Raw genomic sequence first — 14,711 nt, forward strand, 5'->3', positions numbered from 1 at the left:
GCAATGGAACAGGAAGTATCGCCACCTCGCATGAGCCGTTGGAGTCAACCGCCTGAGCACGACGATGGCGACTGGCCGATTGATCGTGGCCGTCCGCTTGGCATGCGCCTGCTGGCCTTGCTGGGGGCGTTCTCATTTGTCATGCTCGGGCTGAGCAGCTTGGCTCCACTGCTTCACCCGCCCCAGCGCGAAGCACCAGCAACCGATACCGGGCCGATCGCCTTTGCGGTGCAGGCCTGATGGACGTCTCGTTTCCAGATCTGATCGCCCTACTGCTGTTGGCCACGGCGGCTGCAGCTTGCCTTGGACTAGTCATCCTGTTGCTTGGGTTGCAGCGGGTGTTTGCTGTGGCGCCGCGACTCAATCCTGATGGGGTGGAGGCTCCGCTCAGCACCACCAGCCTCACCGTGGTGATTCCGGCCTACAACGAAGCGCGCAACATCGGCGATTGCGTGGCCCACGTGCTGGCGAGCAAGCCGCCCTGTGCCACGTGGAGCCTGCTGGTGGTGGATGACGATTCCTCTGATGCCACACCCAGCTTGGCTGCGGCTGCGGCTGAGGCCTGCTCGATTCCACCGGGGCGGTTCAGCGTGCTACACGCAGGCCCCCGCCCGGTGGATCAACGCTGGGTGGGCAAAAACTGGGCCTGCAGCCGCGCCGCTGATCACATCACCACGGAGTGGGTGCTGTTCATCGATGCTGATGTACGCCTGCAAGCTGCCACCCTCCGCCGTGCCTTGCGCCAAGCCGAGGCCGATCAGGCCGACCTGCTGAGCCTGGCGCCCCGGTTGGCCTGCAGTTGCCTTGCGGAGTGGATGGTGCAACCGATCATGGCTAGCCTGCTGGGGCTGGGATTCCCGATTCAGGCTGCCAATAATCCCGCCAGTGAGGTGGCTTTTGCGGCTGGTCCGTTCATGCTGTTTCGGCGCAGCGCCTATGACCGGATCGGAGGCCATCGTGGCCTGGCCGGTGAAGTGGTGGAAGACCTTGCATTGGCCCGCCTCATCAAAGGAGGTGGGTATCGGCTGCGCTATCTGCTCGGGCTCGATGCCCTCGATCTGCAGATGTATGCCGACCTGGCTTCGCTCTGGGAGGGCTGGAGCAAAAACTGGTTCCTCGGCTTGGATGCCGACGTGGCCAAGGCTCTGGGGGCCGCCGCAGTCGTGGTGCTGATGTTCAGCGGTCCCTGGTTGTGTGCTGGTTCTGCCCTCGTGCTCTTGGGGTTACTGCCAGACCAGAGCCACTGGTGGCTCTGGTTGTTAGCCGTGGCTGCTGTGGGGGTGGCGTTGCAGCTGGCCCTGCGCCTGTGGACCCGCCGTGAATTTGCGGTGCCACTGAGCCACTGGTGGTTGATGGGGCTGGGCGGGCTACTGGTGGGTGGAATCGGCCCGACCTCTGTGATCCGTAGCCTCACCGGCGTGGGCTGGACCTGGAAGGGCCGCTCACTGGCCTGAATTCAGGGCAGAGCTAACCACCAAGTTGCTCTTTGATGGCCTGATTGGTGCTTGCCTTTTCGTTGAACCAGGCTTTGAGCAAATCCTTGGCCAGGCCCCGTAGGGCGGCCGGATCGCTCTGAGCGTCGATTTCACGCTTGAGGCGCTCCACCTCAAAGGATTGGATCAGGCTCAGTTCAATCGGGGCCATCGGTTCAAGACGATGGGACAGGTCAACGGTATGGCTGTTGGTTGAAGCAGGCGTAGCGGTCGTTACGCCCACCGGGCGCACGTCAGCAATCACCAACGGTGACGGTTTGTTAAACAGCGCCCATCTGGCCGGATTCGCCACGTAGCTCCGTTAGGACGGGCTGAATGAAAACGGTCTGATGCGTCTGAGCTGGAGCCAACACCTCATCGCTTCGCGCACTGTGCAGCAGGTGGGCGATGAAGAGGTCGGCACCGCTCTGGCGTTGATGGGCATGGCTTTGCTGATCCTGCTTCAGGATCTGGAAGCCAATGTCTGATCTCAGCCATGGGTAACAAGCGTCACACCTTCATAAAGTCTTCCGCTGCAGTCGTTGTTGTACTTGTACGAATGGGTGGGTTTCCTTCGTAGGGTTCGCGAACTTTCAAATTGCTGTCCGTGTCGGACCGTCATCGTTCTCTTCAGCCCGCCAGCTTGAAATGGCAGGCCGACGGTGAACTCTCACCGCAGGATGTATTCAACTTAATCTGCCGCCTCCGATCGGTTGAACCGGGTGAAACCAGTAACGAGCTCTGGAGGCTTGGCCAGAAATATCCCTCACGCGGCCCCCAGCAGGCTTAGGGCGCTTTGTTGCTCGCCCCAATCGGATGGGGCTTGAGCGACCAGATCCGCTCGGCATACTCGCTGATGCTGCGATCACTGCTGAAGAACCCGCAATTCATGGTGTTGATGATCGAGGAGTGACTCCAGCCTGCAGGATTGCGCCAGGCCTCATCTACGGCGTTTTGAGCTCGGCTGTAATCGGCAGCGTCGGCAACCACCAAAAAAGGATCGCTCTGGCTGAGATTTTCAAGCAGTGGGCGAAAAAGCTCACGATCGCCCTCGCTGAAATGTCCGCTGCCGATTAACTCCATCGCAGCTTTTAACGAAGGGTTCTGGTCTAGGAATGGTAGAGGGTGATAACCCTCTCCAATCAGCTGTTGTACCTCGGCACTGTCGCGTCCGAATAAAAAGAAATGTTCGGTGCCCACCCGCTCCCGAATCTCAATATTGGCGCCATCAAGTGTGCCGATCGTGAGTGCACCATTGAGTGCCATTTTCATGTTGCCGGTACCGGAGGCTTCTTTGCCTGCTGTTGAGATCTGTTCAGAGAGATCAACGGCGGGATACACCTGTTGGCCGAGGCTCACATTGAAATTGGGAAGAAAGATTACCCGCAGCCTGCCGCGTATGGCCGGATCAATATTCACCATTTCGGCGATCCCCACAATCAGGCGAATGATTAGCTTGGCCATCCCATAGCCAGGTGCTGCCTTGCCGCCGAAAATCACGGTGCGTGGCGGCAGATCCTCGCCATCGCGCAGCCGGAGATAGCGCTGCACGAGCTCCAGAGCTGCCAGATGCTGGCGCTTGTATTCATGGATGCGCTTCACCTGCACATCAAACAGCGAGGTGGGATCTACGAGTACACCGAGCTGGTGTTGGATCTGGCGCGCGAGCCGTTGCTTAGCTGTGCTCTTCACCTGATACCACCGCTCCTGGAAGGCGGGATCGTCCTTGTGCTGCTCGAGTTGCTGCAGGGTGTCGAGGTTGCGGCGCCAGCCGTCGCTGATCACGTCATCGAGCAAAGTTGCGAGGTCGGGGTTGGCCACTGCTAGCCATCGCCGCGGTGTGACCCCGTTGGTCACATTGGTGAACCGTTCTGGCCAGAGCCTGGCAAAGTCGGCGAGCACGTGTTGCTGAAGCAGGCTGCTGTGCAGTTCCGCCACGCCGTTGGTGTGGTGGCTGCCCACTACTGCTAAATGAGCCATGCGCACCTTGCGCTGGGTTCCCTCTTCGATCAGCGAAACGCGCTGTAGCAGTTCGGGCTGACCAGGATGACGCAGCCGCACCATGCGCAGAAAGCGAGCATTGATGTCATAGATGATCTCGAGTTGCCGGGGCAGCAACTGCTCAAACAGGTCGATTCCCCAGGTCTCAAGTGCCTCTGGCAGCAGGGTGTGGTTGGTGTAACTGAGGCTGGCGGTGGTGATGCTCCAGGCCTGATCCCAGCTGAGGCCCTCCTGATCGATCAACAATCGCATCAACTCGGCCACGGCGATGGCGGGATGGGTGTCGTTGAGCTGCACCGCGAACTTGCGATGGAAGGCGCTCACCGGCAACCCTTGGTTTTTGAGGATGCGCAGCATGTCCTGCAGGGAGCACGACACAAAAAAGATCTGCTGACTCAGGCGCAGACGCTTGCCTTGATCCAGTTCATCGTTGGGGTAAAGCACTTTGCTGAGGGTTTCGCTCTGCACCTTGGCCAGCACAGCTCGTGTGTAGTCGCCGGCATTGAACGAGGCGAAGTCGAAGGCTTCCGGAGCCATCGCCGACCACAACCGCAGCGTGTTGGCTGTGCGCACCTGAAAGCCAAGGATGGGTGTGTCGTGTGCGACTCCGAGCACGGTCTGATCTCCGATTCGCACCGGGTAGGTCCATTCCGGTCGTACTACCTCCCAGGGATTGCCGCGGGACAGCCAGGCGTCGGTGCTCTCCTCCTGACCCCGCGGGGTGATGCTTTGGCGAAAAATCCCGAACTCGTAACGGATGCCGTACCCGATCGCTGGCATCTCCAAGCTGGCTAGCGATTCCTGAAAGCAGGCTGCTAATCGGCCCAATCCCCCATTGCCAAGCCCAGGCTCTGGTTCGCATGCAATCAACGTATCCAGGTCGAGCCCAAGCTCCTGGCAGGCAGCCTTGGCTTCCGTGCGCAGGCCAAGGTTCACCAGGTTGTTGTCGAGGTGAGGACCTAGCAGGTATTCGGCTGATAAATACGCAGCGGTGCGTACACCTTGCTGGGTGTAGGCCTCCGCGGTCTCTACCCAGTTGTGCAGTAGGTGATCGCGCACCGCCAGTGCCAGTGCCATGTAGTAGTCATGTCTGGTGGCAAGCGAGGTTGACTTGGCCTGGCTGAAGTAGAGGTGGCGCTGGATTTGCTCCGCCAGGGGAACCTGGAGCACGGTGCGATCCAGTGCTCGGCCGGGTTCAGAGGTCATGGCAGAGCGCGAGAAGGGATGGTGATTGGACATCTCCTCCACCACAGCAAGTCTGCTGCGGATTGGTCGTGGCAATGATCACTTTTTGATTGTTGTCTCGTGTGCAAAGCCTGATGTGCGATGGAATAGGCTGTGAAATCACCACGCAGCTGCATCTGCGTAGCGACTGATACGGGATCGTGGCGTCAGCTGGTTAACTTTCATCACGCCTGAGCGGTGATTTCAATGCATGCCGATGTCGAACTGAGTGTTGGCCAACAATTTGAGATCGAGCGTTTCAATAGGGCCATTGATGCAACAACAGATGCGGCTCAATTGCGCGCCCTTGCCAAACAGTTGCTGCAGGCCTGGCACACCCAAAAAGCAGCCACCCACTGGGTGAGCAACCAGCAGCTCCCCTAAGGCCTTTCTAGGGTTAGGAATCTCAACTGCCCCTGTTTGGTCGCTCGACGCCTCCTCTTCGCCATCGGGGTGATCACGGCACTCCTGGTGGCCTGTGCCACGCCAAACCGGCGTGCTCCTGTCGCCACGGGTACGTCCAAACCGGTTGTACTCACCACATTCACCGTGCTGGCGGATCTGGCTCAGCAGGTGGCCGGTGATCGCCTTGAGGTGCGCTCGATCACGAAGCTGGGTGCTGAGGTGCACGGCTACGAGCCCACCCCGAGCGACTTGGAGAGCACCCAGGGCGCAAGTTTGATCGTCCAGAACGGCCTGGGCCTCGAGCGCTGGGCTGATCGTTTTGTCTCGTCTGCCGGCTCAGTGCCCACCGTGACCCTTAGCGATGGCCTGCAACCGGAGCTGATCGCAGGTGACGTTCACGCGGGTCAGCCCAATCCCCATGCGTGGATGTCGCCCCGCCGCACCGAGCACTATGTGGATCGGCTGGTCAAGGCCTTCAGCCAGCTGGATCCAGCGGGGTCAGCTTCGTACCGCCAGCGCGGCGAGGCGTACAAGCAGGAGCTCCGCCAGTTGGATCAGGAGCTGCGTCAGGCCCTCGATCAGGTGCCGCCCGATCAGCGCCTGTTGGTGAGCTGCGAAGGCGCCTTCACCTACCTGGCTCGTGACTACGGCCTTGATGAGGCCTACCTCTGGCCCGTGAATGCCGAAACCCAGGTCACTCCGCGGCGACTGGCGCGCTTGATCGACACGGTGAAACAGCGTCGTGTGCCGGCCGTGTTTTGTGAGAGCACCGTGAGCGATGAGGCGCAAAGGGAGGTGGCGCGTGCCACGGGTGCCCGCTTTGGCGGCACCTTCTTTGTTGACTCCCTTTCTGACAGTTCGGGTCCAGCCCCCAGCCTGCTGGCTTTGCAGCGTCACAATGTTGGCCTGATCGTGAAAGGACTCTCAGGCCAGGGGCCGCAGCAATGACGATGCCGTACAGGGTTGTTCCGTCTACTCCGCGCATTGAGGTGGAGCAGCTCTGTGTGGATTACAACGGCACCGTTGCCCTTTACGACGCTGATCTCACCCTGCCGCCTGGTTGTATCTGCGGCCTGGTTGGCATGAACGGTGCTGGAAAATCCACCCTGTTCAAAGCCCTCACGGGATTTGTGCGTCCGTCGCATGGACGCATCCGCATCAACGGCCAACCCGTCTTGGCGGCCCAGAAGGATCAGGCCGTGGCCTACGTGCCCCAAAGCGAGGGGATCGATTGCAACTTCCCGATCTCCGTCTGGGACGTCGTGATGATGGGCCGCTATGGCTCGATGAATATGCTGCGCTGGCCGCGCCAATCCGATCGTGTCGCCGTGCGCGACGCGCTGCAACGCGTGGATTTGCTCGCCCTTGCCCAGCGCCCCATTGGCGCGTTGTCTGGCGGCCAGCGCAAACGGGCTTTTCTCGCCCGTGCCATTGCCCAACGCGCCTCGGTGCTGCTGCTGGATGAGCCGTTCAATGGCGTTGATGTGCGCACCGAGCAGTTGATGGCCCAGCTGTTTCTGCAGTTCCGCCAGGAGGGGCGCACGATTTTGATTTCCACCCACGACCTCAGTCATATTCCTGAGTTTTGCGATTTGGTGGTGCTGATTAACCGCACCGTGTTGGCCTACGGCGAAACCAGCGCCGTGTTCACCCCGGAGAATCTGGCTCGAACCTTCGGCGGGATGGTGCCCAAGCCATGACTTGGCTGCTTGAACCCTTGAGCCACGCCTTCATGGTGAAAGCCCTGTTGGTGAGTGCCCTGGTGGGGGGCGTGTGCGGCTTGCTCTCCTGCTACATGACCCTCAAGGGCTGGGCCCTGATGGGCGATGCCGTGTCGCACGCCGTGATGCCAGGTGTGGTGGTGGCCTATGCCCTCGGCTTGCCCTTTTCGCTCGGTGCCTTTGTGTTTGGGGTTGGATCGGTGGCGGCCATCGGCTTTGTCAAACAGAAGTCGCGCATCAAGGAAGACACGGTGATTGGCCTGGTGTTTACCGGTTTTTTTGCCCTGGGTTTGGTGCTGGTGTCGAAGGTGCGCAGCAATATCGATCTCACGCATATTCTGTTTGGCAATGTGTTGGGGATTTCCAGCTCCGATATTCAGCAGACCCTGGTGATTTCAGCGCTGGTGGTTGGGGTGCTGCTGGTGTTTCGCCGTGATCTTCTGCTGTTCTGTTTCGATCCCACCCATGCCCGCTCGATCGGAATCAACACCGGCCTGCTGCACTACATGTTGCTTTCGGTGCTCTCGCTCACCGCGGTGGCGGGGTTGCAAACCGTGGGTGTGATCCTGGTGGTGGCCATGCTGGTTACACCCGGTGCTACGGCCTACCTGCTCACCGATCGCTTTGATCGCATGACGCTGTTGGCTATTGCGAGCAGTGTGCTCTCCAGCCTGATCGGGGTCTATGTGAGCTACTGGAGCGATAGCTCCACGGCTGGTTGCATTGTTTTGGTGCAGACCGGCCTGTTCGTGCTGGCGTTCCTGTTGGCCCCGCGCTACGGCATCCTGAGCTCCCAGCGTTCTCAGGCTCCGTAGGCGTGTCGGATCAGTCCTGGCCGTGGTGGCCTCTGCTGCCGCTCTATCCCTACGGGCGCCGCCGCACGTTGGTGCGGGAGCTGATTCCTGAGCAGCTTTGGAGCTTCGAGCAGCTTCAGGGTGTGTTCTATGTGGCTGTGCCGATCCGGATGACGGTGGCGCGGGTACCCGGTGGTCTGATGGTGTACGCACCGGTGGCCCCTACGGCTGAGGTACGCCGCGCCCTGCTGGATTTGGAGCAACGCTTTGGCCCGGTGATGAGCATCGTGCTGCCCACGGCCTCCGGGCTTGAACACAAGTTGCCAGTGCCCGCGATGGCCAGAGCCTTTCCCAACGCCGAGGTGTGGGTGACGCCTGGCCAATGGAGCTTCCCTGTGGGATTGCCCCTGGCTTGGCTTGGCTTTCCGGCCCGCCGCACACGCGTGCTGGGGGAGCAGGGCTATCCCCATGGCGATGCCCTGCAGTGGTGCTCCCTGGGGCCGATCAACCTTGGGCTCGGCCGTTTTCAGGAGCTGGCCTGCCTGCACCGCAGCAGTGGTGCCCTGCTGCTCACCGATGCCCTTGTGGCGATCAACCAGGAGCCGCCTGAGGTGTTCGATCTCGATCCCACACCGTTGCTGTTTCACGCCCGCGATCGCGGTGATCAGCCACTGAAGGATTCCCCTGAGCTGCGTCTAAAAGGTTGGCAGCGCCTGGCCCTGTTTGCCTCCTATCTGCGCCCAGAGGCGCTGCAGGTGCCGGGTGTGCGCACCTTGCTGGCGCAGGCTTTCCAACCCGGGATGTGCAATGCGCGGAGCTATTTCGGCCTCTATCCCTTCCACTGGCGCCGGAGTTCGGCCGAGGTGTTTCGCGAGCTCCAGCCAACACCGGGCGCTTTGCGGATTGCGCCTGTGTTGGAGCGGCTCGTGTTTCCCCGTGCCCAGGCCTTGATCGTGGCCTGGGTGCGCCAGCTGGCGGCTTTACCGGAGCTGCGCTGGGTTGTGCCCGCCCACTACGAAGCGCCGGTGCCCTGCCGTGCAGAGCAGCTTCAGAGCCTTGCTGATCACTTGGAGGGCAGAGCCTGGGCTCCCAGTGATGGTAATTGGGCTTACTTGGCGGGGATTGATCAGGCTCTGTTGCGTTTTGGCGTTGTGCCGGAACAGCCCGAGGTTGGCTGAAGTCTCAGCACTTCAGAGCTTCAGCTCTCCAGGATCTGCATCGGCTTCTGGAAAGAGCGTGTCTTCCAGTTCCATGCGCTGCTCCATCTGACGCAGGAAGTAACCCGTCATCATCGCGGAGGCGAGCAGCCCAGCGAGATGGTCGCGATTGGCCGTGATCTTCACATCAAAGTGTTCGCCGGGCAGGACGCCAAGGAGCCCCTGAACATTGTGGCGAATGATGTCTTGAATGTCGCTGCTGGCGGAGCGGGCCACACGCTGCAGAACATCCGGAGATTGCTCCTGCAGGTATTGGATCAATGAATTCGTGCTGATCGATTCACTGTCGCTCGTCAGGAACTCCGGGTTGAACATTCCGGTGTGCTCCGCGTCACGCCTGCACCCTACCCCAGCTGTTCATCGGCTTCGAGAAGGCCGAGGTCGGAGAACCGAATCGCCCCTACCCGCCGAAGCGGCCAATAACGGAACAGCGCCGTGCCGATCACCTCCTTGCGCGGCAGGGGGCCCCACACATGGGAATCAAGGCTGGCATTGCGATTATCGCCAAGCACCAGCAGTTCGCCCTCGGGAACGGTGATCGGGCCGAAGCTGTAATCCATGGCTTCAGATCGCCAGGGTTCGAGCACCGGATCACCATTGCGGAGGAGCTGGCCATCCCGCACTTCGATGTCGTCGCCCGGTTGGCCCACCACCCGCTTGATCAGAGCGGCTTTGGGGTCGTAGCCGGCCTCTACTAGCACCGTTGGTGCGTGGAACACCACGATCGTGCCATTGGGCAGCGGGCGATCCAGTTTCGGCCGCACCTTCTCCACCAGGATTCGATCCTGCAGCTCCAGGGTGGGAAGCATTGAGCCGGAGGGGATCCAGCGGGGCTCGATCACCAGCCAGCGCAGCAGCAGAGCCACACACAACCAGAGCACAAGCGAGCGCCAGCCACTCCACGTTGAGTTGCTGGTGGTGGGAGGCTCGCTGTTCATCGTTGTGCTTCGGTGAGCATGATCGCCACATCCTGAACAACAGCACCGCCGGTGCCTGCTCCCCCCGCCCACCGCTGCAGCGCTGCCGGCAATCTCCAGGCTGCCCTACACCTGTTGCAGGCCTTGCGGGCCCGAGGTCTGCGCCGGCTGGTGCTCTGCCCCGGCAGTCGCTCCGCTCCTCTTGCGGTCGCCGCTGGGCTCCTGGAGGCGGGGGGCCTGGAGTTGCTCACGGCGGTGGATGAGCGCTCTGCTGCTTTTCTCGCCCTGGGGCTCGGCCGGGCGGATGGTTTGCCGGCTGCGGTTGTGACCACGTCAGGCAGCGCTGTGGCCAATCTGTTGCCCGCGGTGGTAGAGGCCCACCACGGCACCGTGCCCTTGCTGCTGCTGACGGCTGATCGTCCCCAACGCCTGAAGGGATGCGGTGCCAATCAGACCGTGAATCAGGAAGCTTTTCTGGCCGCCTGTTGCCGTTGGTACGCCAGCGGTGCGCCTGATGGTCTGGCAGCCATGGCCGCAGCCAGCCTCGTTGAGCTGGCCGACCATGCCTGGATCGCTGCGTTAGGTGCACCAGCTGGTGCCGTGCACCTCAACCTTCCGTTTGAGGAGCCGCTGCATAGCAGCGCTCAAGACATTGAAGCCGCGCTTGCCTGCGTGGATCCGGCGCCCCCAGCCCCCGTGGTTCCCAGCGATCGGGGGTTACCCCCGATGGCAGCGCTGAGCGATCCACGGCTCGATCCGGATCGCCCTGGCGCCGTGGTGGTGGGTCCATGGCGTGGCACCGCGGCGGGCCTTGTGCCGTTTGCCACGGCCCTGCTGGCCTGGCAGCAGCGCACGGGTTGGCCGGTGCTGGCTGATGGTCTCTCAGGGTTGAGGGGCTGGCCGGGTTTGAGGGTGGTTCATGGCTATGACCTGCTCCTGGCGGAAGGCCACCGGCTGCCCTCGGCCCCTCAGCTGTTGCGGCTGGGATCCATGCCGGCCAGCCGGCGTTTGCAGCAATGGATCAGCGCCAGCGCAGGGCCTCAGTTGCTGATCAGCGAAGGCGATCCCCGCAACCTCGATGCCACTGCCACGGCCACCGAGCAGTTGGCCTGCGGGCTTGTTGCCTGGTGGGAGGCCCAGCAGCTGATGCTGGGCAACACCACGGCCAGCACTATGAGCCTGGCTTGGCTGGAGCGCTGGCTGGCTGCAGATCAGCTCCTGCAGAGCCAATTGGATCGTGAGCTGCAGCTGCAGTGCTCAGAACCAGCCCTCGCCAGAACCCTCAGCCGCTTGTTGCCAACGGATCAGCCCTTGATGTTGGCCAGTAGCTCACCAGTTCGCGATTGGGAAAGTTTTGCCGCCGCTGATGCCCCCCTGCGTCCGGTGTTCGGCTTCCGCGGTGCCTCTGGCATCGATGGCACGCTCTCGATCGCGGCTGGGCTCGCATTGGCCCATGGGCGCTCAACGTTGTTAACCGGTGATCTGGCGCTGTTGCATGACGCCAACGGTTGGTTGTGGCGCCAGCAGCTCTCAGCCCGAGGTGCTCATCTCACGGTGGTGTTGGCCGATAACGGCGGCGGCGGCATTTTTGAGCAGTTGCCGATCCGCGCCGGCCGGCAGCTGGATTTCGAGAGGCTGTTCGCCATGCCTCAAGCCCTCGATCACACCGCACTGGCTGCCGGTTATGGCGTTGCCACGCGCACCATCAGCAGCCTCAATCAGTTGGCCGAGGCCTTGGATTGGGCTGCGGACGAACCGATGGCGTTGATTCGGTTGTGCACGGATCGTCAGGCCGATGCGGCGCTGCGTCAGCACTGCCGCCGCACAATGGCCTCCTTCACCAACGGCTCCGATGGCGCCCAGCTGCTCCCCTGAGATCCATTGGCAGCCCCAGGGCGCCTATAGCGACATCCTGTTCGACCTCAGTGAGGAGGGCATTGCCCGCATCACGATTCATCGGCCCCACAAGCGAAATGCGTTCCGTCCACAGACGGTGAACGAGCTGTTTGATGCGTTCTCCCGTGTGCGCGACAACCCGCGCATCGGTGTGGTGTTGTTCACCGGCGCCGGCCCCGCCGCCGATGGTGGCTATGCCTTCTGCTCCGGCGGTGATCAGAGCGTGCGCGGCGATGGCGGCTATGTGGGCGATGACGGCCTGCCCCGCCTCAATGTGCTGGATCTGCAGCGGCTGATCCGCAGCTTGCCCAAGGTGGTGATCGCTTTGGTGGCCGGCTACGCCATCGGTGGGGGCCAGGTGTTGCACTTGCTCTGTGATCTCAGCCTGGCTGCAGAGAACGCTGTGTTTGGCCAGACCGGCCCGAAGGTTGGCAGCTTCGATGGCGGCTTTGGCGCTGGCTATCTGGCGCGACTGGTGGGCCAGCGAAAGGCGCGCGAGATCTGGTTTCTCTGCCGGCAATACGGTGCGGCTGAGGCGCTGCAGATGGGCCTGGTGAACGCGGTGGTGCCGCTGGAGCAGCTGGAAGCTGAAGGGGTGCGCTGGGGCCGTGAAGTACTGCAGCACAGCCCCACTGCTATCCGCTGCCTGAAGGCGGCCTTCAATGCTGAAACCGATGGCATGGCCGGGATTCAGGAGCTGGCCGGTCAGGCCACCCACCTCTTCTACCGAACCGAGGAGGGCCAGGAGGGTCGCAACGCTTTCCTGGAGAAGCGAGCCCCTGATTTTTCAGATTCTCCTTGGCTGCCCTAGTGCGTTGTGTTGGCTAGCAGTTGGTGAGAGTGCTCGTGTTGCTGTGACAGCTCCTCGTTCGTCTTCACCCTGGTGGCTGGGTTGGCTCATCGGCTCTGCCGCTTGCACCGTGCCCATGGTCGGCCCGGCCCTGGCGCGCCAGCCGGATCCCATCCCGCCCCCGGCACCACTGATCAGCGATGACGTGGCACTGAGCCGCATCCCTTCCGATCTGATGGACGACGAGGGCTTACATCTCGTACTTGATCGCAGCACTCGGCAGTTGATGGTGCTGAAAGATGGCCGCATGTTGCGGCGCTATCCCGCTGCGGTGGGTACCGACGGCTGGGAAACCCCGGCGGGTCGCCATCAGGTGCTGGAGATGGTGGCCCACCCGGTTTGGGAGCATCCCGGCAACGGGAAGCAGGTTGGTCCTGGTCCGAAAAACCCGCTCGGCTCTCGCTGGATTGGCTTCGTCCGTGATTGCACCCCGCGCCAAAACGCCTGGGATGGTGAGCGTTATCTCAGCGTGGATGGCTGCACCGTGGCCGGCTTCCATGGCACTCCTCACCGTTGGACCGTGGGACGGGCGGTGTCACACGGTTGCGTGCGGCTGTTTGAGGAGAACGTGCAGGAGGTGTTCGAGCTGGTGCAGGTGGGCACACCGGTGACGGTGCTGCCCTGAAACCACCCGTAGAGTTGCGCGCACTTTCAGCCGAACTTCCCATGCGGGTGCTGTTTGCCGCAGCCGAATGCGCCCCGATGGTGAAGGTGGGAGGCATGGGCGATGTGGTCGGTTCCCTGCCGCCCGCCCTAGCCCCCCTCGGCCACGATGTGCGGCTGATCATGCCGGGCTACGGCCGTCTCTGGAGCCAGCTCGACATTCCTGGTGAACCGATCTGGCGCGGTCACACCATGGGCACTGATTTCGCGGTCTATGAAACGCGGCATCCCGGCAATGGCCTTCCCCTCTATCTGGTGGGGCATCCGGTCTTTGATCCCGAGCGCATCTATGGCGGGGAAGACGAGGATTGGCGCTTCACCTTCTTTGCTAGTGCCACCGCTGAATTCGCCTGGAACCACTGGAAGCCCGACATTCTTCACTGCCATGACTGGCACACCGGGATGATTCCGGTGTGGATGCATCAGGACCCTGACATCAGCACGGTGTTCACCATCCACAACCTCAAGTACCAGGGGCCGTGGCGCTGGAAGCTCGATCGCATGACCTGGTGCCCTTGGTATATGCAGGGCGACCACACCATGGCAGCGGCCTTGCTCTATGCCGATCGCGTCAACGCTGTATCTCCCACCTACGCCCAGGAGATCCGCACCTCTGAATACGGCGAACAGCTGGAGGGGTTGCTGAACTACATCAGCGGCAAGCTGCGCGGCATCCTCAACGGCATTGATCAGGCCGCCTGGAATCCCGCCACCGATTCCACCTTGCCCGCCAACTACAGCGATGGCGACCTCGCCGGCAAGGCCGAGTGCAAGCGGGTGCTGCAGGAGCGTATGGGCCTGGCGGTGAACCCCGACACCTACCTGATGGGTCTGGTGAGCCGTCTGGTGGATCAGAAGGGCGTGGATCTGCTGCTGCAGGTGGCTGATCGCGTCTTGGCCTACTCCGACACGCAGTTTGTGGTGCTCGGCACCGGCGATCGCCACATCGAATCTGGCCTCTGGCAGATGGCAGCTCGCCATCCGGGCCGTTTCGCCGTGTTCCTCACCTACGACGACGCGCTCTCCCGGCTGATCTACGCCGGCAGCGATTCCTTCCTGATGCCCAGCCGGTTTGAGCCCTGCGGCATCAGCCAGCTGCTAGCGATGCGCTACGGCTCGATCCCGGTGGTGCGCCGCGTGGGTGGTCTGGTGGACACCGTGCCGCCCCATCTGCCCAATGCCCACACAGGCACCGGCTTCTGCTTCGATCGCTACGACCCGCTCGACTTTTACACCTCAATCGTGCGCTCCTGGGAGGCCTATCGCCATGGCGACAGCTGGCGCGAGCTGCAACGGCGCGCAATGACCGCCGACTACAGCTGGGATCGCTCCGCCCTGGAGTACGACCGCATGTACAAGGAAGTGAAGGGTGTGAAGGAGCCCACGCCCGATGCCGGGGCGGTGGAGCAGTTCTCCCGCGGCCAGGACGCTGACCCCAGCCTCCAGGGTGGAGGTCAGCCCCCTCGCGAGCCGCTCGAGGCGCCTTCGGCGGGCAGCAGTTTGCGCAATCCGCTCTCCCTGCTGCGCCGCCGCAGCGGTCGTTGATGCGCT

The 14,711-nt window shown here is 62.2% G+C and carries 16 protein-coding genes; 12 read left to right on the top strand and 4 right to left on the bottom strand.

The annotated features are described in order from the left end of the window. Nucleotides 1–3 precede the first annotated feature (3 nt). Nucleotides 4–240 carry a hypothetical protein gene (locus KJJ24_RS03310; RefSeq protein ID WP_214341043.1) on the top strand — a complete coding sequence of 79 codons (237 nt, stop codon included), beginning with the start codon at nt 4–6 and terminating at the stop codon, nt 238–240. After that, entirely contained in the window at nt 240–1,454 is a 1,215-nt protein-coding gene (locus KJJ24_RS03315; RefSeq protein ID WP_214341046.1) for a glycosyltransferase family 2 protein, read from the top strand. Before KJJ24_RS03310 ends, KJJ24_RS03315 begins: the two co-directional genes overlap by 1 nt. Before the next feature lie 13 nt (nt 1,455–1,467). Here KJJ24_RS03315 and KJJ24_RS03320 read toward each other — a convergent pair whose 3' ends face one another. After that, nucleotides 1,468–1,644, bottom strand: coding sequence for a hypothetical protein (locus KJJ24_RS03320; RefSeq protein ID WP_214341048.1), 177 nt, complete (start codon nt 1,642–1,644; stop codon nt 1,468–1,470). A 178-nt stretch (nt 1,645–1,822) separates the two neighbouring features. Between KJJ24_RS03320 and KJJ24_RS03325 the strand changes: the two genes are divergently transcribed. Then, entirely contained in the window at nt 1,823–1,960 is a 138-nt protein-coding gene (locus tag KJJ24_RS03325) for a hypothetical protein (RefSeq protein WP_214341051.1), read from the top strand. 298 nt (nt 1,961–2,258) lie between these two features. Here the strand turns inward: KJJ24_RS03325 and KJJ24_RS03330 are convergent, their stop codons facing one another. Further along, nucleotides 2,259–4,679 (bottom strand): glycogen/starch/alpha-glucan phosphorylase, encoded by a 2,421-nt coding sequence (locus KJJ24_RS03330; protein WP_214341054.1) that lies wholly within the window; start codon nt 4,677–4,679, stop codon nt 2,259–2,261. Between the two features lie 225 nt (nt 4,680–4,904). Between KJJ24_RS03330 and KJJ24_RS03335 the strand changes: the two genes are divergently transcribed. From KJJ24_RS03335 to KJJ24_RS03355, 5 genes are read left to right on the top strand one after another with little or no spacing between them, the layout of a single operon-like run. Continuing rightward, entirely contained in the window at nt 4,905–5,081 is a 177-nt protein-coding gene (locus KJJ24_RS03335; RefSeq protein ID WP_214341058.1) for a hypothetical protein, read from the top strand. A gap of 36 nt (nt 5,082–5,117) precedes the next feature. Then, nucleotides 5,118–6,050 (top strand): metal ABC transporter substrate-binding protein, encoded by a 933-nt coding sequence (locus KJJ24_RS03340; RefSeq protein WP_214341061.1) that lies wholly within the window; start codon nt 5,118–5,120, stop codon nt 6,048–6,050. After that, nucleotides 6,047–6,802: a metal ABC transporter ATP-binding protein gene (locus KJJ24_RS03345; protein WP_250544890.1), complete on the top strand. Its 756-nt coding sequence runs from the start codon at nt 6,047–6,049 to the stop codon at nt 6,800–6,802. Before KJJ24_RS03340 ends, KJJ24_RS03345 begins: the two co-directional genes overlap by 4 nt. Further along, nucleotides 6,799–7,638, top strand: a complete 840-nt coding sequence (locus tag KJJ24_RS03350) for a metal ABC transporter permease (RefSeq protein WP_214341064.1) — start codon at nt 6,799–6,801, stop codon at nt 7,636–7,638. The genes KJJ24_RS03345 and KJJ24_RS03350 overlap by 4 nt, the downstream gene beginning before the upstream one ends. A gap of 2 nt (nt 7,639–7,640) precedes the next feature. Continuing rightward, on the top strand, nt 7,641–8,795 hold the full coding sequence (locus KJJ24_RS03355) for a DUF4336 domain-containing protein (protein ID WP_214341067.1): 1,155 nt from the start codon (nt 7,641–7,643) through the stop codon (nt 8,793–8,795). Nucleotides 8,796–8,807: 12 nt separating this feature from the next. On the opposite strand, the gene KJJ24_RS03360 is transcribed toward KJJ24_RS03355, so the two are convergent. Beyond that, nucleotides 8,808–9,149, bottom strand: a complete 342-nt coding sequence (locus tag KJJ24_RS03360; protein ID WP_214341069.1) for a DUF760 domain-containing protein — start codon at nt 9,147–9,149, stop codon at nt 8,808–8,810. Nucleotides 9,150–9,178: 29 nt separating this feature from the next. Further along, nucleotides 9,179–9,772 carry a signal peptidase I gene (lepB, locus tag KJJ24_RS03365; protein ID WP_214341072.1) on the bottom strand — a complete coding sequence of 198 codons (594 nt, stop codon included), beginning with the start codon at nt 9,770–9,772 and terminating at the stop codon, nt 9,179–9,181. Nucleotides 9,773–9,823: 51 nt separating this feature from the next. On the opposite strand from lepB, the gene menD reads away from it, so the two are divergent. The 4 genes from menD to glgA all read left to right on the top strand — a co-directional run bounded on the left by menD (nt 9,824) and on the right by glgA (nt 14,705). Then, a complete protein-coding gene (gene menD, locus KJJ24_RS03370) occupies nt 9,824–11,626 on the top strand; it encodes a 2-succinyl-5-enolpyruvyl-6-hydroxy-3-cyclohexene-1-carboxylic-acid synthase (RefSeq protein ID WP_214341075.1) in 1,803 nt (600 codons plus the stop codon). Beyond that, complete coding sequence (gene menB, locus KJJ24_RS03375; protein WP_214341078.1) at nt 11,604–12,458, top strand: 1,4-dihydroxy-2-naphthoyl-CoA synthase; 855 nt, start codon at nt 11,604–11,606, stop codon at nt 12,456–12,458. The genes menD and menB overlap by 23 nt, the downstream gene beginning before the upstream one ends. Nucleotides 12,459–12,573: 115 nt before the next feature. After that, nucleotides 12,574–13,122: a L,D-transpeptidase gene (locus tag KJJ24_RS03380; RefSeq protein WP_214341080.1), complete on the top strand. Its 549-nt coding sequence runs from the start codon at nt 12,574–12,576 to the stop codon at nt 13,120–13,122. Nucleotides 13,123–13,163: 41 nt separating this feature from the next. Continuing rightward, nucleotides 13,164–14,705 (top strand): glycogen synthase GlgA, encoded by a 1,542-nt coding sequence (gene glgA / locus KJJ24_RS03385; protein WP_214343232.1) that lies wholly within the window; start codon nt 13,164–13,166, stop codon nt 14,703–14,705. Nucleotides 14,706–14,711: the final 6 nt, after the last annotated feature.

Origin of the sequence: Synechococcus sp. LA31 (genome assembly GCF_018502385.1) — a bacterium.
In the GTDB taxonomy this organism is placed as follows: domain Bacteria; phylum Cyanobacteriota; class Cyanobacteriia; order PCC-6307; family Cyanobiaceae; genus Vulcanococcus.